This is a genomic window from Thermochromatium tepidum ATCC 43061, from assembly GCF_009664085.1.
Classification (GTDB): domain Bacteria; phylum Pseudomonadota; class Gammaproteobacteria; order Chromatiales; family Chromatiaceae; genus Thermochromatium; species Thermochromatium tepidum.
The window spans coordinates 541,065-560,473 of sequence record NZ_CP039268.1 but is presented as its reverse complement, the minus strand read 5'-3'; the positions used below and the strand labels follow the sequence as shown (position 1 = coordinate 560,473).

Annotated in this window: 15 protein-coding genes and 1 tRNA gene; 8 read left to right on the top strand and 8 right to left on the bottom strand. The window is 64.4% G+C overall.

Features of this window, described 5'->3' with window-relative positions:
* Nucleotides 1-34 precede the first annotated feature (34 nt).
* The gene (gene gshB / locus E6P07_RS02610; protein ID WP_153974172.1) at nt 35-1,045 is read right to left on the bottom strand and encodes a glutathione synthase; all 1,011 of its coding nucleotides are present in this window, start codon (nt 1,043-1,045) and stop codon (nt 35-37) included.
* A gap of 234 nt (nt 1,046-1,279) precedes the next feature.
* Between gshB and E6P07_RS02605 the strand changes: the two genes are divergently transcribed.
* The 5 genes from E6P07_RS02605 to E6P07_RS02585 all read left to right on the top strand — a co-directional run bounded on the left by E6P07_RS02605 (nt 1,280) and on the right by E6P07_RS02585 (nt 10,571).
* Nucleotides 1,280-1,690: a response regulator gene (locus E6P07_RS02605; RefSeq protein WP_211363157.1), complete on the top strand. Its 411-nt coding sequence runs from the start codon at nt 1,280-1,282 to the stop codon at nt 1,688-1,690.
* A 111-nt stretch (nt 1,691-1,801) separates the two neighbouring features.
* On the top strand, nt 1,802-2,251 hold the full coding sequence (locus tag E6P07_RS02600) for a response regulator (RefSeq protein WP_153974170.1): 450 nt from the start codon (nt 1,802-1,804) through the stop codon (nt 2,249-2,251).
* Nucleotides 2,244-2,846, top strand: a complete 603-nt coding sequence (locus E6P07_RS02595; RefSeq protein WP_153974169.1) for a chemotaxis protein CheW — start codon at nt 2,244-2,246, stop codon at nt 2,844-2,846. Before E6P07_RS02600 ends, E6P07_RS02595 begins: the two co-directional genes overlap by 8 nt.
* Before the next feature lie 99 nt (nt 2,847-2,945).
* Nucleotides 2,946-4,994 (top strand): methyl-accepting chemotaxis protein, encoded by a 2,049-nt coding sequence (locus tag E6P07_RS02590; RefSeq protein ID WP_153974168.1) that lies wholly within the window; start codon nt 2,946-2,948, stop codon nt 4,992-4,994.
* 30 nt (nt 4,995-5,024) lie between these two features.
* Nucleotides 5,025-10,571, top strand: a complete 5,547-nt coding sequence (locus tag E6P07_RS02585; protein WP_153974167.1) for an Hpt domain-containing protein — start codon at nt 5,025-5,027, stop codon at nt 10,569-10,571.
* A 15-nt stretch (nt 10,572-10,586) separates the two neighbouring features.
* On the opposite strand, the gene E6P07_RS02580 is transcribed toward E6P07_RS02585, so the two are convergent.
* Nucleotides 10,587-11,333, bottom strand: coding sequence for a 16S rRNA (uracil(1498)-N(3))-methyltransferase (locus tag E6P07_RS02580; protein WP_153974166.1), 747 nt, complete (start codon nt 11,331-11,333; stop codon nt 10,587-10,589).
* A 22-nt stretch (nt 11,334-11,355) separates the two neighbouring features.
* Nucleotides 11,356-11,748: a DUF423 domain-containing protein gene (locus E6P07_RS02575; protein WP_153974165.1), complete on the bottom strand. Its 393-nt coding sequence runs from the start codon at nt 11,746-11,748 to the stop codon at nt 11,356-11,358.
* Between the two features lie 165 nt (nt 11,749-11,913).
* Here E6P07_RS02575 and rpmB point away from each other — a divergent pair, with 165 nt between their 5' ends.
* Complete coding sequence (gene rpmB / locus E6P07_RS02570) at nt 11,914-12,150, top strand: 50S ribosomal protein L28 (RefSeq protein ID WP_153974164.1); 237 nt, start codon at nt 11,914-11,916, stop codon at nt 12,148-12,150.
* A 15-nt stretch (nt 12,151-12,165) separates the two neighbouring features.
* On the top strand, nt 12,166-12,333 hold the full coding sequence (rpmG, locus tag E6P07_RS02565; protein ID WP_153974163.1) for a 50S ribosomal protein L33: 168 nt from the start codon (nt 12,166-12,168) through the stop codon (nt 12,331-12,333).
* Between the two features lie 23 nt (nt 12,334-12,356).
* Here rpmG and E6P07_RS02560 read toward each other — a convergent pair whose 3' ends face one another.
* The gene (locus tag E6P07_RS02560) at nt 12,357-14,249 is read right to left on the bottom strand and encodes a bifunctional metallophosphatase/5'-nucleotidase (RefSeq protein WP_246172902.1); all 1,893 of its coding nucleotides are present in this window, start codon (nt 14,247-14,249) and stop codon (nt 12,357-12,359) included.
* Between the two features lie 21 nt (nt 14,250-14,270).
* Nucleotides 14,271-15,257: a tetratricopeptide repeat protein gene (locus E6P07_RS02555; protein ID WP_246172901.1), complete on the bottom strand. Its 987-nt coding sequence runs from the start codon at nt 15,255-15,257 to the stop codon at nt 14,271-14,273.
* A 189-nt stretch (nt 15,258-15,446) separates the two neighbouring features.
* Between E6P07_RS02555 and E6P07_RS13995 the strand changes: the two genes are divergently transcribed.
* On the top strand, nt 15,447-18,242 hold the full coding sequence (locus E6P07_RS13995; protein ID WP_281346823.1) for a methyl-accepting chemotaxis protein: 2,796 nt from the start codon (nt 15,447-15,449) through the stop codon (nt 18,240-18,242).
* Nucleotides 18,243-18,388: 146 nt separating this feature from the next.
* Here E6P07_RS13995 and E6P07_RS02545 read toward each other — a convergent pair.
* The 3 genes from E6P07_RS02545 to rplM form a co-directional block, all read right to left on the bottom strand.
* A tRNA-Gln gene (locus tag E6P07_RS02545) sits at nt 18,389-18,462 on the bottom strand.
* Between the two features lie 20 nt (nt 18,463-18,482).
* Complete coding sequence (rpsI, locus tag E6P07_RS02540; protein WP_153974159.1) at nt 18,483-18,872, bottom strand: 30S ribosomal protein S9; 390 nt, start codon at nt 18,870-18,872, stop codon at nt 18,483-18,485.
* Nucleotides 18,873-18,883: 11 nt separating this feature from the next.
* Nucleotides 18,884-19,321, bottom strand: a complete 438-nt coding sequence (gene rplM / locus E6P07_RS02535; RefSeq protein WP_153974158.1) for a 50S ribosomal protein L13 — start codon at nt 19,319-19,321, stop codon at nt 18,884-18,886.
* Nucleotides 19,322-19,409: the final 88 nt, after the last annotated feature.

Sequence of the window (19,409 nt, the reverse complement as noted above, 5' to 3'; positions counted from 1 at the left end):
GCGCGCCCCGCCCTGCGATGACGCGCCTGGTTTTCTAAATGGATGCCCTAGGGATGCCCCCTGGCGACAGACATCGCTGATCGGGACGATCCGCGCACCGATCCAGGCGGGCTGAGATCCGATCCATGAGATCGCCCGCGATGTCCAGACCACAGGCCGCATCTAGCTCGCGGATGCAGGTCGGGCTGGTGATGTTGATCTCGGTGAGATAGTCGCCGATCACGTCCAATCCGGCAAAGAGGATACCGCGCGCGCGAAGCTCAGGACCGACCTGGTCGGCGATCCAACGATCGCGCGCGCTCAGGGGGCGCACCTCGGCCGAGGCACCCGCGGCTAGATTGCCGCGGCTCTCGCCGGGGGCCGGGATGCGCGCCAGGACATAGGGCACGGGCTCGCCGTCGACCATGAGGATACGCTTGTCTCCGGCCTCGATCTCGGGGATGAAGCGCTGGACCATGCAGAAGGCCCGGCCCTGCTGGGTCAGGGTCTCGATGACGACGCTCAGATTGGGATCGCCTGGTCGCATCCGAAAGATCGAGGTCCCCCCCATGCCGTGCAACGGCTTGAGTACGATTTCGCCGTGCTCGGACTGAAAGGCACGGATGGCGTGTGCCTGACGCGTGACGAGCGTCGGCGGCGCGCACTGCGGAAAGGCGGTGATGAAGACCTTCTCGTTGGCATCACGCAGACTGCGCGGGTCGTTGACGACCAGACAGCCGGCCTGCTTGGCCTGTTCGAGCAGATAGGTCGTATAGACATACTCGATATCGAAGGGCGGATCCTTGCGCATCAATAAGACATCGAGCCAGTGGAGCGGATGCTCGACCTCCTCACCGAACCGAAACCAGCTGAGCGGATCCTCGACCACCTCGATGGCACGCATCCGCGCCCTGGCCTGACCGTCGAGCAACGACAGATCGCCAACCTCCATGTACCACAGCGACCAGCCGCGACGTTGCGCGGCAAGCAGCATGGCGAAGGTGCTATCCTTTTTGATCCGGATGGAACCGATCGGATCCATCACGACACCGACGCGAGTATTCATGGCTTGCCCATCATCAAACATCAATCAAGGTGAAAAACCGAGTCGAGTCGCTTGCATGGGAGCACGCTTGACCCTAGCATCCGGCTACATTCCAGGCATCAGGGATTCTCACCCGAGCGAAGGAACTCTAGTCGCGATGACCATGGCACCCAGCTTCAAGAGACTTGACATCACCGGCCTTGCTGTCCCCGCCGCACGGATCCTCGTCATGCCGCCTCTCGACCAGGAGCCATCATGCCGAACGAACTAGATCTACGCGGCACCAGGGTTCTGATCGTCGACGACAGCAAGACCATCCGCCGCAGCGCCGAGACCCTGCTCACCAAGGCCGGCTGCGAGGTGCAGCTGGCCGAGGACGGCTTCGAGGCGCTGGGCAAGGTCGTCAGTTTCAAGCCCGACCTGGTCTTCGTCGATATCATGATGCCACGGCTCGACGGCTATCACACCTGTGCCCTGATCAAGAACAACCCGCAGTTCAAGGACACACCCGTGGTAATGCTCTCGAGTAAGGACGGACTCTTCGATCGCGCCAAGGGCCGTCTGGTCGGCGCGCAGCTCTATCTCTCCAAGCCCTTCACCGCCGACGAGCTCATCGGTGCCGTGCGCGCCAGCCTGGCCAAAGCTTCATCCGGTGAATCGCCGTGAATCGATCGTCAGTGTCTATAAATCCAACCCCAAACCCTCGGTCAAGCCATCATTCGATCCCAGGCGAGATCGAGACGCGAGGATATCAAGCACGCGAATCCTGAGCACGCCATGAGACGCATCCTAGACAAACCGAACCCGCACCGGGATCTGGGCGCCGCAGCGACGACCCTGGAGACGCCTCCGATGGTCCTGATCGTCGATGATTCGCCGACCGAAACGCACATCCTCTCGACCCTGTTAAAGAAGGCCGGCTATCGGGTCGAGGTTGCCTGCAATGGCGAGGAGGGCGTCGCGTGTGCGCGCGCGCTTCATCCGGACATCATCCTCATGGACGTCATCATGCCGGTACTCAACGGCTACCAGGCCACCCGTTTGCTGCGGCGCGACGCCGAGACCGCCGACATCCCCATCATCATGGTGACGACCAAGGATCTCCAGACCGATCGCACCTGGGGCCTGCGCCAGGGGGCGACCGACTACCTGACCAAGCCGGTCGATCGCGAGCTACTGCTCGAACGCATCCGCACCCTGCTAGAAGGTTCGGGAAGCCATGGCTAGAACTCAACGTACCCGCACCGATCTGCACGCGCTGATCCAAAATCTCGAGGCGCGCTGTCGCGCCCGCGCCGCCGGGCTCCCAGACGAGGCGCGCCCCCCGGACAGCTGGACTGCCGTGCTGTTCCGGGTCGAAAAACAATTGTTGCTCACCCCACTGGAGCAGATCGCCGAGGTGCTGGAACTGCCCGTGGAGATCACGCGCGTTCCGGGCACCAAGCCCTGGCTGCTCGGCGTGGCCAACAATCGGGGCACGCTGCTGCCCATCTATGACCTGGCGTCCCTCATAACAGGCGGGCCACCGCGGATGCGCAAGCGTGTTCAGGACGGCCCATCTGAGCGTCGCCGCGAACACGTCCGCAGCCGCGAGCGCGTCCTGGTCGTGCGCCAGGATGACCTCCCCTGCGGCCTGGTCGTCTCGGAGGCCGTGGGCATGCGCTATATCCGAAATAGCGACCGGGTTGCCGGGAACGTCGAGGGTTGGGGGTCGATCGGGCGCTATGTCGAGACCGCCTATCAGCTCGAGGGTCAGACGCTGCCGGTGATCCAACTGAAGGCGCTGATCGCCGATCCGTTGCTCAACGCCGCCCTCAACTGATTCAGTCACATACATCCAAGGCAGTCGAACCCGGTCGGTCCAGGATCGCCAAGGCATAGGTTCCGCCGGGGCATCTTCACATCAAGGAGTCGGCACCAGATGGCGAAACGCTTGAAACTCAATCTTGTCACACCCGCGCTGGATCGTTCTCACCTCCTGGTCGCTGTTGCCTTCGGATTCGGTGCACTGTTCTTTTCCATCCTGGCGCTGTTTAGCTATCTCGAGCTGGACCGGCTCGACCAGCTCAATGCACGCCAGGGCTTCACGGCTGCCGAGCAGCGGATTCTGACCCAGCAGATGATGCGTTCAGCGCGTGAGGCCACGACCGGCGAGACCGATGCGCTCGATCGTCTGCGGCGCGAGCGCCAGCGCTTCCAGGCCCTGCTGGTGGACCTGACCCAAGGCATCGAGGAGTCCACCCAGCAGGCGGCGACCGCTCTGTTGCGCGGAGATCTGCGCAAGATCGAGCAATCCTGGGCGCTGTTCGCCCAGGGCATGGATCCCATCCTGGCCGCCAGCGAGTCGATCCTAACGGTGCGCAAGCTGATCAGTGAGTCGCGTGAGCAGATCCCGCGTCTGCGCGAGACCATGACCAAGGTAGCCAAACGCCTTACCACCGAGGGCGCCGCGCCGCCCCTGGCGCTGGAGGCCGGACTCCAGCTTTCGCGGCTTGAACGTCTGGAGTCGGGCCTCGATCGCTATCTGCAGGGCGGCGCCGAGGCCGGTCAGGCGCTCGACGAGGTCATCAAGTCGATCAACCTCTTCAACGAGGGGCTCTCGACACTGCTTTCGGGGGTACGCGGACGCAGCGAGACGGCTGGATCGCGCGCGGCGCTCGAGGAGATGACCGAGCAGTTCGCCACGCTGGAGACGCGCTCAACCGAGATCCTGCGTCGGATGGACAGTGTGCGTGCCGCCATCGCGCAGCTTCCGAACCTCCAAACGGCCGCCGGCGGTCTGGAATCGGCCCTATCGGAGCTGTTGAACCACTATCGCGAGGCCGGACGTCGCTTCATCCTGCTTGGGCTCCCGATCGGCGCGGGCACGGTGCTCGTGTTCGCGGTCCTCTCGCTCCTGAGCCTCGCCGCCCTGGCCCTGATCTTTCTGCGCGACGCCAAGATGCGCGAGGAGGCCTACCGTGACCAGACCGAGCGCGATGAACGCGCCATCCTGCGTCTGCTCGACGAGTTGGGTGATCTAGCCGACGGCGATCTCACGGTCGAGGCCACGGTCACCGAGGACAAGACCGGCGCCATCGCCGACGCCTTCAACTATGCCATCGAGGCCTTGCGCAGCCTGGTGGCCACCATCAACCAGACCGCCACCCAGGTGGCCCGTTCGGCCCAGGAAACGCGCGCCATCTCACTGCGTCTGGCCGAGGCCAGCAGTGCCCAGTCGCTCCGGATCACCCAGGCCTCAGCGGCGGTGCAGTCGTTGACGGTCCAGATCGACGAGGTCGCGCGTAATGCCACCGAGTCGGCGGAGGTCGCCTCGCGCTCGGTCGAGGTGGCCGGACGCGGCGCCCAGACGGTGCGCGACACCATCCAGGGCATGGACGCCATCCGTGAGCAGATCCAGGAGACAGCCAAGCGCATCAAGCGCCTGGGCGAGTCCTCGCAAGAGATCGGCGAGATCGTCGAGCTCATCGATGACATCGCCGACCAGACCAACATCTTGGCGCTCAATGCGGCCATGCAGGCGGCCATGGCCGGCGAGGCCGGGCGCGGGTTCGCTGTGGTCGCCGACGAGGTCCAGCGCCTGGCCGAACGCTCGCGCAACGCCACCAAGCAGATCGAGGTGCTGGTGCGCACCATCCAGGCCGATACCAACGAGGCCGTCAGCTCCATGGAGGCGAGCACGGCGGGCGTGGTCGAGGGCGCCAACCTCGCGGAGAACGCCGGCGAGGCACTGCGCGAGATCGAGAACGTCTCGGCCTATATCGCCGAGCTGACCAAGCGCATCGCTGACTCTGCCCAACGTCAGTCGCGCCAGTCGGCCGAGATCAACGACACTGTGCAAGCCATCCGTGCCATCACCGAGGAGAACACCGAGGGCACGCGCAAGGCCGCCGAGTCGGTCGAGGTGTTGGCCGCCTTGGCCAGCGACCTGCAAAAATCGGTGGCCGGCTTCCGGCTACCGCCGGGCTGATCGGCGGGTTTCATCGCGAGGGATGACTCAATGGCGGACAAACAGCTGATCGGTGGCCTGAAATGGGTCAAGGGCGAGATTGGGGCCACACTGCGCCCGGTCCGCGACCTGGTCGAGGCCGGCGCCGACTTCGATGTCGAGACCGAACTGGCCGGGGTACTCAAATCCTTGAGTCAGGTCCAAGGCGTGCTGCTGGCCCTGCGTCTGACGGCACCGGCGCGCCTAGTCGAGGAGATGCACAGACTCGCTGAGCGTCTCGACGAGATCGATCCGGGGCACTATGCCGAGGCCACGAACGTGATGGGTGAGGCGCTCGATCAGCTCAACAACCACCTCGACCGGTTGGATGCTGGATTCGAGGAGCCGCCGTTGAGTCTGTGGTCGATCATCAACAGCCTGCGCTCGGCCTGCAACCAGCTCCCGCTGACGCGCTCCGAGCTACTGAGGTTCGCGCTCTCCGACCGTGACAGCGACTCGCAGTGGAATCCCGAAGAGCTCGACCTCCTGGCCGAGGTGATGCGTCAGGTGCGTCCACAGTTCCACCGTCATCTGGTCGAGTGGTACCGGGGCAAGTCCGATGGACTCGTCCAGCTCGGACGACTGTTCCGCCAACTCCATGAGTATCTCAAGGAAGGGACCCTTGCCGATCTCTTCGCGCTCGCTGAGTGCTTCTGTACCGCGCTCCACACCGGGCGACTCGAATCCAATCAGCCTGCGCGCACCCTCATGGGGCACCTAGACTGGGCACTCAAACCGCTGACCCAACGCCCACCGGTCTGGCCCGAGGTCGATGCCAAGACCCTGATCGAGCAGCTGCTCGAGATCCTGACCGGCGCTGGGATCGAGGATGGCGTGCTGGTCGAGGCGCGCATGAAATACGGCCTGACGCCGGCCATGCTGGACCGTGCCGAGACCCAGGCCATCCAAGAGGCCGATGCTCAGCTTGCGCGGCTGGCAAGCGAGCTTGTCGCCGAGATCGTCGATCTCAAGCAGACCTTCGATCGTCTCATACTCATGGAGACCGTCTCCCAGGACCTCATCCGGGACTTCAGTGATCGACTGCGGCGCCTGGCCGCGCGACTCGATGACGTCGAGGTCGGCAATCTGCCAGGACGTTTGCGGACACTGGGCGACCGCTTCCAGACGCTCGACGCGTCCGATCTCAGGAGCCAGACCGCACGTCTCGAGTCCTATGCGATGGAGCTGCTGGGGATCGAGTCCGTGCTGCTGGCCCTGGCCGACCGACGCGACGCCGGCCCCGAGCGGCTCATCGCGCCGGACATGGACCTCTCGGATCTGACCGCCGCCACGCTGCGCGAGGCCGGCTATGAGCTGTCGCGGGTCAAGGAGGCCATCGCCGACTGGCAGAAGGGATCTGGCGCCCAAGGGCCACTGCGACCGGTTCCGGGCTATCTGAGGAGCGTTTCAGGCGCCCTGCGACTCCTCGGTGAAAACCCGGCCGCCGATCTGGCCGAGCTGGTCGCGAGTCTGGTGCAGGCGGCCTATGTACACCACGGGCGTCTCCCGACCGACACCCAGATCGACCATCTGGCCGATGCCATCGCCGGATTGGAACTGTATATCGGCCATCTCCAGCAGCCGATGCCGCTCGGCGACACCCTGATCGACCGCGCCGGTCGCGCCATCTCGGCGCTCCAGGCCGAACTGGGCGAACTGCCTGCCGCCCCCGAGCCGGTCATCGAAATCGAGCGCCACGAGCCGGAACTCGAACCGCCGCTCGAACCTGAGCCTGAACCTACACATCCGGCCGACGAGCTGGATCTGGAATCCGATGACGGCGAGACCGAATTCCTGGACATCTTCCTGGAAGAGGCGCGCGAGGAGATCGACTCGGCCCGCATCCAGTTGGCGCGCTGGCAGTCCGATCCGTCCGACGCCGAGGCCCTGGCCACGCTGCGCCGCAGTTTCCATACCCTCAAGGGCAGTGGGCGACTGGTCGGCGCGCTCCAGGTCGGCGATTTCGCTCAGTCCATGGAGTTCCTGCTCAACCGGCTCATCGAGACCCAACGTCCGCCCACCGCGGAGATCCTGGACTGTATCACCGAGGCGGTGCGCGTCCTGCCCGATCTGGTCGAGTCTGAGGCCGAGGGCCGAGCGTTTGACATCGCACCCCATGTGCAACTCGCCACCCGACTGCGCGACTGTATCGGCGCCGAATCTCTGCCCGAGGGACCCCAGACCACACCTGAGACCGGCCCAACGCCGGCGACACCGCCCGCCGCCGAGGAGGTGATCGATCACGACAGTCTGCTCGCTGTAGACGAGGAACTGCTCGACATCTTCCGGACCGAGGCCCGCGAGCATCTGAGTGTTCTGCGCGCCTTCCTGGACAGCTGCGAACCCGATCAGGTGCGGCGCGTCGACGAATCCATCGAGCGTGCGCTCCATACCCTGACCGGCAGCGCCCGCATGTCGGGCGTCGAGTCCATCGCGCGCGTCACCAAGGCCATGGAGTCCTGGATCAAGCCGCTCCTGACCGAGGACAAGCCCCTGAGCGCGTCGCTCGTGGCGCTCTTTCGGCGTGCCGCCGAGGCCATCGAGCAGCGTATCGAGGAGTTGCCCGCTTCTGGTCGCGGTGCCGCCGCACTCAAGGCGCTGCTGCCCGAACTGAACCAGCCGCCGGCACCTGAGTCCGTCGCTCCCGAACCGAGCCGGACGGAAACGCTGAGCCGTGCGCCGATGGACTTGGAACGCGAGCCTGAATGCGCGCCCTTGGATCTGGAACCCGCAGACATCGAATGTGCCGACGACCTGGCACACGAACCCCAGGCCGCCGTCGAGGAACACCTGCCCGAGTCGATCTTGGATCTCGCAGAGGTCGAGTTCGGCGCGCCCGAACCCGTCGCAGCCGAGTTCGAGGTCACCGCAGACACAGAGACCGCAGGTGCGGCACCGGAATCGCCGATCGAACTGGATCTTGCGCTCGAATCGGAACCGAGCACCGAACCCGAGGCGTTGCCGATCGAGACCAAGCCGACCCCAGAACTCGAACCTGCACCCGAGACCACACTCGAACTCCAGCCCGAAACCGGCCTGGAACTGGCACCGGGACCAAGCGCCGAACCCAAGGAACAGCCGCCCGAGACTGAATCCAAGCCGATCGAGACTGAACCCGAAAACGTCGAGACGGCCCGCCCCGAACCCAGTCCGACACCCGAGTCCGAGTCGACTCAGGCCGCCCCCGACCCAGAGTTGGTCGCCCTCTTCCTGGAGGACGCGCGCGACCTGCTCGACAAGCTGGACCGTCAGTTCCGTGACTGGCTGCTCGCCCCCCAGGACGGCGCCGCACTTGCCGGCGTCAATCGTCTGCTGCACACGCTCAAGGGCAGTGCGCGCCTGACTGGTGTGACGGCGATCGGCGACCTCAGCCATGCGCTCGAGACCCGGCTTAAGGCGCTCGACGAGGATCGGGCCAACATCAGCGATCTAACGCTCGAACTGGCTCAGCGCGCCGTCGACATGCTCTCGCTCCAGGTCGATGCGCTCGAACAGGGCGCGCCCGTCCCGCGCATGACCGAGCTCGTCGATGAGTTGTCACGCACACCGCACGGCGAAGCGACGACAGCGATCGCTACGCCTGAGGTGGCCCGGATGCGCCCGGCGGAGACGGTGAGCGCCGAGGTGTCGGAAGACGTGGCCCATCCGCTTCCGACACCGGCGGTCGCTCGGACCGAAGCCAGCGGACGCGAGGGTGTTGGGGCCATCGCCGCGATCCCTCAGATCCGGGTGCGTTCCGATCTGCTCAACCGTCTGGTCAACCATGCCGGCGAGATCAGCATCTATCGCAGTCGTCTGAGTCAGCGCAATGGTCAGCTTGGGTTCGGGCTGGGCGAGCTCGATCAGACCGTGATCCGGCTGCGCGAGCAGTTGCGCCAGCTCGAGATCGAGACCCAGGCCCAGATCCTGTACCGCTTCGAGCGCGGCGACGCGGGGAGGGAGCGCACCGAGACCACCTCGGACTATGACGTCGAGTTCGACCCCCTGGAGTTCGACCGCTTCTCGCGTCTCCAGCAGCTGTCGGGATCGCTGGCCGAGACCGTCAACGACCTCATCAGCGTCAAGGAGATGCTTGCCGGCTATCAGCGCGAGATGGCCGATCTGCTGAACCAACAGGCACGGCTGGCCAACGACCTGCAAGACGGTCTATTGCGCACGCGCATGGTGCCCTTCGTGCAGGTGGTGCCGCGACTGCATCGTCTGGTGCGTCAGACCGCCGAGACACTCGGCAAATCGGCCCGACTGGAGGTCATTGGCCCCGAGGTCGAACTCGACCGCACCATCCTCGACCGATTGGTCGCGCCACTCGAACATCTGCTGCGCAATGCCGTCGATCACGGACTGGAAGACACCAAGACGCGCGTGGCGCGCGGCAAGCCGGCAACCGGCCTGGTGACCCTGGCGCTCAGGCGCGAGGGCAACGACGTCGTCATCACTCTGGGCGACGACGGCAAGGGGCTTGATCTGGAGGCCATCCGCAGCAAGGCCATCGCACGCGGTCTGATGACGGCCGATTCCAAGCTCCCGGACGAGGCGATCCTGCAATTCATCATGGAGCCAGGCTTTACCACCTCGGGCAAGGTGACGCAGATCTCCGGACGCGGCGTGGGTCTGGATGTGGTCGCCTCCGAGGTCAAGGCGGCCAATGGCACCATCAGCCTGGAGTCTGTGCCCGGCAAGGGGGCGCGCTTCACCATCCGTCTGCCGCTGACCCTGGCCATCATCGACGCCTTCCTGGTCTCGGTCGGCGAGACCGTCTATGCGGTGCCGCACAGCACGGTTGAGGGTGTGGCGCGCATCAGCCGCGATGAGCTGCTGGCCATCTATGCCGAGCCGACCAAGACCTATACGGTACGCGGTCAAGGTTATCGCGTCGCCTATCTGGGGCAGGCGCTGGAGACCAACGGACCCGAACCCGAACTTGGCGAGCGGCGCTGGCTGCCGATCCTGCTGGCGCGTATCGGCGATCAGCGTGTGGCGCTTCAGGCCGATACGCTGCTTGAGAGTCAGCGCATCTTGGTCAAGCCGTTGGGGCCGCAGCTGGCCGGGGTGCGCTGGTTGAGCGGCGGGACCATCCTGCCGGATGGGCGGGTCGCGTTGATTCTGGACGCGCTGGCCCTGGTGCGCTCGGGCGCCATTCGCGAACAGGCGCAGGTGCAGATCGCGCCCGAACCGGCCACTGAGTCGGTCTGTGTCATGGTGGTCGACGACTCGCTGACCGTGCGGCGCGTCACCAAGCGACTGCTGCAGCGGCAAAACATGGAGGTGATGACCGCGAAGGATGGCGTCGAGGCCCTGACGTTGCTCGACGAGCGGATCCCGGATGTGGTGTTGCTCGACGTCGAGATGCCGCGCATGGACGGCTATGAGCTCACGCGCCACATCCGACGCTCGGAGCGGTTCAAGCATCTGCCGATCATCATGATCACCTCGCGCACCGGGGCCAAGCATCGCGACTATGCGACCCAGCTCGGTGTGAACCGCTATCTGGGCAAGCCCTATCAGGAAGCGCAGCTGCTCGAAGAGATCAACGCCCTGATCGGCAAGGCATCGAACTGAAGCACGGATCCCAACTCAGGGATCGCGGAAGTCGCCCCACAGCGCTTGAATCACCGCAATGGCGGCCAGCGGAGCGGTCTCGGTACGTAGGATGCGCGGGCCAAGACGCACGCCCTGAAAGCCGTGGCGTCGCGCCAGATCGCGTTCGCGCGGGTCGAGTCCGCCCTCAGGTCCGATCAACAGCGTCAGACCCGATTCGGGCGCGGGCAGCGCGGGCAACGCCAGTTCGGCGAGCGGGTCGAGTAGCAGCCCCTTTGTCAGGCCCTGCCCCTGTACCGTCTCCAACCAGGACTCCAGATCCACCGCCGGCTCCAGCACCGGTAGGCGTCTTCGGCCCGACTGCTCGCAGGCCGCGACCACCACGCCGTGCCAGTGCTCCAGCCGCTTATCGCGTCGTGCCCCATCGAGCCGTACCTGGGAACGACGGGTGAAGAGCGGCCTGATCCGGGTCACGCCCAGCTCGACGGCCTTTTGGATTGCAAACTCCATGCGCTCGCCCTTGGAGATCCCGAGCGCCAGATGGATGTCGAGCCTGGATTCCGGCTCAAGATCGCCGCGCGATTCAATCAGGACGCGCGCCCGCTCGCGTCCCAGATCGATCAGACGGGCCAGATAGTCGTATCCATCGCCATTGAACAGCACCAGCGTCGCGTCGCGTTCGAGCCGCAGCACCTGCACCGCATGACGGGCCTGGGCGCTCGGCAGGTCGATCTCGGCGCCGGGCGTCAGCGCGAGATCGACATGGAGACGGGACAGGCGCATGGGGTTCGATCCCGCTCCACACTCAGAGCGCAGGGCCGGCCAGACGCGCCGCACCCACGGCCAGCAGCGCCCAGGCCAGGATCAGCAAGACGCCGCCGATGGGCGTGATCATGCCGAGCTGGCGCAGCCCAGTGAGGGTCATGGCGAACAGACTGCCGCTAAAGAGACAGACTCCGATCAGAAAGGCCCAGCCGGCCCAATTCACCAGTCCGGCCCCGGGCCGATGCAGCAGGGTCAGACCACAGGCCAGCAACGCCAGCGCGTGCAGGCCCAGATAGTCGGCAGCGGTGTTCCAGTTGGCCAGGAGCGCCGGATCGACCCGGCCCTTGAGTCCATGCGCACCAAAGGCGCCGAGCGCCACCGTCAGCAGACCGCCGAGGGCGCCGAGTGTCATCCAGAGCGATGCGGGAGACATGGGTTTCCTCGCTGGGTGAATCGAAAGACACAGTTTGCGCCGTATTCTGCAACAACATACCGAGGGTGACGAGAGGATCGGTTTTAGGTTGCGCGGATTTTGACCACTATGTTAGAGTGCGTGGTCTTTAGCACAGAACAACGCCGACTTTTAGGGATTCTCGCCATGTCCAAGGTCTGTCAGGTTACCGGTAAGCGCCCCCTTACCGGCAACAATGTCTCACACGCGAACAACAAAACCAAACGCCGTTTCCTGCCGAATCTGCACGAGAAGCGCTTCTGGGTGGAGGCCGAACAGCGCTGGGTGAGGCTTCGCCTAACCACCAAGGCTATGCGTACCATCGACAAGAAGGGCATGGATGCGGTACTCGCCGACCTGCGCGCCGCCGGCGTCAAGGTCTAACCGGAGGATTCCCTTATGGCCAAGGCCGCACGCGAAAAGATCCGTCTAAACTCCAGCGCAGGAACGGGTCACTTCTACACCACGACCAAGAACAAGCGCAATCAACCCGGCAAGTTAGAGATCAAGAAGTTCGATCCCGTCATTCGCCAGCACGTCCTATACAAGGAAGGCAAGATCAAATAGGCGCGACGACAGCAAGACACACCTCAGCCGCTGCACCCCGACGGCAGCGCTGGGTCCGTCTGTAACAGACGCCCCAGCCCGTCGACGAAGACCTGGGTGCTGTAGTCGGCGCAGGGCAGCGGCCGAACCTCGGGTGGCGTGGCGAGGATCGGATCACCGGGCGCCGCGCCACCCAGATCCTGCTGGAGATAATCGATAAAGGCCTGGGCGTAGGCGATGAAGGTATCGCTCGCCCGTCCCTCCTCGCTCGCACGTTTGAAGGTCGCATAGCCGTCACCCCCGCCGGCGAGGAAGCTGTTGGTGACCACGACCACAGTCTCCTCATCCATCAATGGCCGCCACTCCGGGGCGCCGCGCGGTCGCATCTCGATCCGGCTGAAGCGTTGCCCGGTCGGTCGGGTCAGATCCAGCGCCCAGCGCAGATTGGCCGCCACCGGATAGGCACCGCTGGAGCCATCCGGACGATCGAGGAATCCGGCAACCGCCTCCTCCAAGACCGATCTGATCTCGGCACCGGTCAGACGCAGCTTGACCAGGGTGTTGTCGAAGGGTAACAGTCGATAGACATCGCTGAGTCTGATCGGCCCAGACGGGATATCGATCCGCACCCCACCGGCATTCTGGATCGCGACCTCCGCCTCCGGGACGCGGGCCAAAAAGGCGGCTGTCACCAGCTGCTGGATATCCCCGCCATGCGCCTGGGTGACGTGGGGGTCGCAGACTGCGCTCGCCCCCTCCCCCGGCAGCCGTTCCAGACAGAGATCCTGGACCGCGACCCCGACGATGGTCTGCGCAAGTTGGGCGACCTGTCCGGAATAGCGCGCGATCAGGGTCTGGATCGCAGGATCCGGTGTGACGAGGTCGAGTTCGGACGCCGCGGCGATCGCGGCGTGCACCGCCTGACGCGCCTCAGTCTCCAGGGGCCGACCCGCGCGCACGAAGCGCTCGCCGAGGAGCAGATGCGGTGTCCCCGCGCAGCGCCTCACCCGTCCATCGGCGTCGAACTCGAGATGCAGCTCGCCGACGAGGCTCGCATACTGCCAGGCCTGGACGACACAGGCCAGATTGCCATCTAGATCGCGGGTCTCGGTCGGATAGGGGCCGACCGGATTCAGCCCCCAACGCGCGAAGGGCGCACCGAGCAGGCTGTGTGAATCGCCGCCGACGATGGCATCGACCCCACGCAGATGCTGCGCCAGATCGAGATCGTTCTGATACTGCAGGTGGGTCAACAGCAGGATCTTGTCGATGCCCTGGGCGCTGAGCGCGTCGATCTGCTGTTGCGCGGTCGTGCGTTCGTCGAGAAAGACCGTAGAAGCGAGCGGGCGCGACGAGCGGCGGTTCTTGCCCGAGGGTGTCAGACCGATGATCCCGATCTGCTGTCCGGCGACCCTCAGCACCACCGCCGACTGGATCAGACGCTCGCCGGCGCGCGGATAGAGCGGCGTGCCCAGGGTCGGGACGACGTTCGCCGCCAGCACCGTGGTCCGACACCGACCCGGCTCCGCGTGGAGCCGGGCGATGAAACCAGCCAGACCGGCTTCGCCGGCATCGAACTCGTGATTGCCCAGGACATGGGCATCGAAACAGACCTGATTCATCGCCGCGGCGTCGGCCTCCCCTCTAAACAAGGTGTAATAGGGGGTGCCGGTGATGGCATCGCCTGCATGCAGGGTCAGGCTATCCGGATGGCGCGCTCGCAGATCCTGGATCTTGGCCGCCACGCGCCCGAACCCGCCCAGCTCGACCGTGATGGACCCGGCTGGATCGGGAAATTCGAGCCGTGCCTCTATGGGTTCGAGGTGCGAATGGTGGTCATTGATGTGCAGTAGGATTAGCCTAAAGGCGCCCGTGTCCGGCTCAGCGGCGGTCACGACCGAGACGCTGAGCACCAGACCAAGGGGCGCGACGCTCAACCAGCCACGACCCATGCCGGGTTACTGGATTTGCGAGAGCTGAAACGAAGTATCGAGCAGCGAGCGGCGTTGCTCGCGCCGCGCAAGCTCCAGCTTGCCGAGCTGCGCGGCCTTGCCCGAGGCCTCGCCCTCGTTGCGCTTGAGTTGCTCGATGGCATGCAGCTCTTTTTCGATACGCTCGGCCTCGCTCTTGGCGTCGAGCGCCTGACTCTGGGCCTGGCGCTGCAATTGAGTCGGGTCGATCTGGGGGGGCGTGGTCATCGGGGTGAGCTGTGGCGTCTTGGGTTTCGGGGCCGCTGGAGCAGCAGTGTCACCTGGTAACTGGGTCGACCTGGTAGCGGCCTTGGCCTGCTGCAACTGGGCGCGCAGCGCGGCGGCCACGCGGTTACGCACCTCGATCTCGCGTTGGAAGGCCTCGCGTTCGGCCTTGAGCCTGGACTCGAAGATCAATCGATCCTCGGTCAGCCCTGAGGCGCGACGATAGAGATCGAGCGCTCGGGCCTTGTCGGTTGGAACACCCAGGCCGCGTTCATAGAGTGAACCCAGATTGATCTGGGCCGGGGCATGGTTCTGTTCGGCGGCCCGCCGATACCAATCGGCGGCACTGGTGTAGTCGGGCGCCGGCAATCCCAAACCCTTCTCATAGATCTCGCCGACATAGGTCTGTGCAACAGGATCCCCAGCACGCGCCTTGGGCAACAGGGCGGCGAGCGCGTTGGCATAATCCGAGCGATCGAAGAGGACGAATTCACCGCCGCGGATTGCGCAGTCGCTCTTGGTCGACTTGACCATACGGCGCGGACTCAGATACGTCATGCCGGTTCCAAGCTGGCGGATCTGGCCCGGCAGCAGACAATCCACCAGGACGAAATGATCGATGTCGCGACCGGGCGCGACGGGTTCGACCGCCTGGTGGTCAGGGTCACTCGACTCGGGAGCCGAGACGCAGGCAGCCAGCGTCACGACCATCAAGGCGGAACCAAACAGCGCTGTGAAACGACTGGACATAGAACAAACCATGCTAAGCCACCTCGGCGGATTCCAGGTTGCGATCGTAAGATAACTGAGTATAGGCTGATCGGGCCTGTTCCGAGGCCTTTAAACTAAATCCGGCATTGATATTCAATACCCAGTCGCTTCTGCCGCATCGCACCCGCACCGTAACGATAACATCAGGGGACACGACCAACCATGCGCATGAATCTGCCCGTCACCACGATCGAGCGTGAGCTGCGGGATGATCAGCTGATCGTCTCCAAGACCGACCTCAAGGGCCGGATCACCGATTTCAACCACGATTTCGTTATGATCAGCGGTTTTTCCGAGCAGGAGCTGTTGGGCGCACCGCAAAACATCATCCGCCACCCCGACATGCCCCCAGCCGTGTTCAAGGAGATGTGGGACACCATCAAGGCGGGCAAGCCCTGGACCGGGGTGGTCAAGAACCGCTGCAAGAACGGCGACTTTTACTGGGTGGATGCCAATGTCTCACCGCTGATCGAGCACGGTCAGATCACGGGCTATATCTCGGTCCGACGCAAGCCGACGCGAGACCAGATCGCCGCAGCCGAGGCGCTCTATGCCCGGCTGCGCGCCGGCAAGCCGGCTCAGCCTTGGTGGAGACGTCTGTGGCAGCGCTTCAACGATACCCCGATCCGGTTCGGGCTCCCCGGCGGTCTCACCCTGATCGCCGCGGTCTTCTTAGCGGCGCTGGTCTTTACCCTCATCAGTCTGGGGCACACCACTGAAGCGCTGCGCAACATCAATGATCACACCCAGCCGCTCGAAAACGCCTATCGCAACCTGCTCGACTCCGGCTTGCAGATGACCGCCGCGGTGCGCTATCTGCTCCTCAATGCCGCGGACAAGCAGGCCCGCGACAATGTCTTTGAGTCGCGCCGCCGCTTTGCCGACAACCTCCAGGTGATCCAGACCCACCTCGACCCGGGGGATGTCCCGGCCAAGCATGTCTTGGGCCTCATCGAACAGTCCTACCGCGAACACCTGAAGATCCAGGATCGCGTCCTGGAGCTGCTCGATGCCGGTGAACTGACCGCGGCCAAGCAGACCTATGACACCCAGGAAAACCCCACATGGCGCCGCTATAAGGCCCTGATCCAGCCGGCACACAGCCGTCTGCAGCAGGAGCTCACCGCCCAGCGCGCCGCAACGGTTGCCGAGGCCGTATGGACCATGCGCGAGTCGATCGCCTTGACCCTGGTCGCACTCCTGATCGCCTTTCTTCAGGCCTGGGTGCTGGTGCGCAAGATCCTGACCCCATTGCGTGCGGCCCAGGTCCACCTACAGGCGATCGCCAATGACGACTACAGCACCCGGATCCAGGTCCCGGCCCAGGATGAGTTCGGCGAACTGTTGTTGTCGATCAAGACCGTCCAGGCCCGCCTCGACTTCGACCTCCAGGAGGCGCGTACCAAGGCCTTCGAGAACCTGCGCATCCGCACCGGGCTCGACAAGATCCAGTTGCCGGTCACGATCTCAGACGATCGCAATCTGCTGATCTATATGAACGAGGCCTGTCGCGCGCTGTGGGACACCTTGACGCCCGAGATCCGACGCCATAGCCCCGAGTTCGACCCCGAACGCCTGATCGGCTCGACCCTGGCGCAGCACTTCGAGGACCCGGCCGTGGCCGCCGCCTATCGCGAACATCTCCCCGAGACACGACACTTCGATATGCTGTTTGCCAAGCGTCATCTGCGGCTCATCGCGACCCCGGTCTATGACGACCAGGGTCAGTATGCCGGGCGCGTGACCCAATGGCGCGACCGCACCGCTGAGGTGCTGGCCGAGCAGGAGATCGCCGCGCTGATCCAGGCCGCGGCCCAGGGCGACTTCAGCCGCCGCATCGAGCTCCAAAACAAGGAGGGCTTTTTCTTGCAGCTGGGCGAAGATCTCAATCGCCTAATCGAGATCGTCGCCCAGGGCCTGGCCGATATCGCCACCGTGCTCAACGCCATCGCCGCGGGCGATCTCAATCGCACCATCGAGGCCGAGTACAGCGGCACCTTCGGTCAGGTCAAGGACGACACCAATACCACGGTCGCCCGGTTGCGCGAGGTGGTCGGTCGCATCCTCGAGGCCACGGACGCCATCTCCACTGCCGCCGGCGAGATCGCCTCGGGCAATGCCGACCTCTCCGGACGCACCGAGGAACAGGCAGCGAGCCTGGAAGAGACCGCAAGCTCCATGGAAGAGCTCAATGCCACGGTCAGACAGAATGCCCAGAACGCCGAGCAGGCCAATCAACTCGCCCAGAATGCCAACAGCATCGCCGCGCGCGGTGGCGATATGGTGCGACGCGTCGTCGCGACCATGGGCGACATCCAGGAGGCAAGCCGGCGCATCGCCGACATCATCGGCGTCATCGACGGCATCGCCTTCCAGACCAATATCCTGGCCCTCAATGCCGCGGTCGAGGCCGCGCGCGCCGGCGAACAGGGCCGCGGTTTTGCCGTGGTCGCCGCCGAGGTGCGCAATCTGGCCCAGCGCAGCGCCCAGGCCGCCAAGGAGATCAAGGATCTCATCACCGACTCGGTCACCAAGGTCGAGGGTGGCGCCCAGTTGGCCGCCCAGGCCGGTGCGACCATGGACGAGATCCTCGATAGCTTCCGTCAGGTCAGCACCCTGGTCGATGAGATCACCAATGCCTCGCGCGAGCAGAGTACTGGGATCGAACAGGTGACCAAGGCCATCGCCCAGATGGACGAGGTCACCCAGCAGAACGCGGCCCTGGTCGAGGAGGCCGCCGCGGCCGCCGAGAGCCTGGAGGACCAGGCCCGGGTGCTGACGCAGGCCGTCTCCGTCTTCAAGCTCTCCCGCACCCAGTCTCCGGACAGGTCCCAGCCCCGTCCTCGAACGCATGGATCCCAGCGCAAGACGAGCAATGCCCCAGTCACCACACGGCCTATGCAGGCAAAACGACCCATGCAGGCAAACGCCGACGACGAGGGGGATCAGTGGGAAGAGTTTTGATCCGATTCCAAGAAGGATCACCCAGTTAGCTCTGTCAGCCGGGTGCGCGATCGATCTTCACGGTCCCAGCGTTTGTCGCGGACTCGCCCGATTTGGGCTCAGCGTAAAGTAAAAGGGCCTTGCCTTGCGGCGAGGCCCTTGTTTTTTGGCTGGGGAACTAGGATTCGAACCTAGATTGACGGAGTCAGAGTCCGCTGTCCTGCCGTTAGACGATTCCCCAGGAAAACTGTCTTGAAGCGATCAGCGCTTGGAGTATTGCGGACGCTTGCGCGCCTTGTGCAGGCCGACCTTCTTGCGCTCGACCTCGCGGGCATCGCGGGTCAGGAATCCGGCGCGGCGCATTGGGCCGCGTAGCTCTTCATTATACTTGACCAGCGCACGAGCAATACCGTGACGAATGGCACCGGCCTGCCCGGTATTGCCACCGCCGCGAACCGTGACCTTGACATCGACCCGATCGGCCAGTCCGGCGGCCTCCAACGGCTGACGCACGACCATGCGCGCCGTCTCGCGACCGAAATACTCATCCAGCGGACGATTATTGACGGTGATGTTACCCGATCCAAGCGACAGGAAGACCCGTGCAGCGGAGGTCTTGCGACGACCAGTGGCGAGTTGTGTCTCCGACATGAGACTAATTCCTACACGTTGAGTTCAAGGACTTGCGGTTGCTGGGCCTGATGCGCGTGATTGGGTCCGGCATAGACATGCAATTTTTTGAACATGGCGCGACCCAAGGGACCGCGGGGCAGCATACCTTTGACGGCGATCTGGATGGCACGTTCGGGCGCCGTCTGTAACAGCTTTTCTAGATTGGTCGTCTTGAGGTTGCCGACATAGCCGGTGTGACGATAGTACATCTTGTCCTTGAGCTTGTTGCCGGTCACACGGATCTTCTCGGCATTGACGACGATCATGTAGTCGCCTGTGTCAACATGCGGAGTGTATTGCGGTTTGTGCTTGCCGCGCAGTCGGCGTGCTAGCTCGCTTGCCAAACGCCCCAGGGTCTTGCCCTCGGCATCAACTAGGTACCAAGCGCGGCGAACCTCGGCGGGCTTGGCGCTAACAGTCGTCGTCATGTTCCATCGCTCCGGGAGGGCCGCGTACTGAAAAATCAGTACGCAGGCCGTATCAATTGTTGATCCAACCTAGGAAAGACCGCAAACT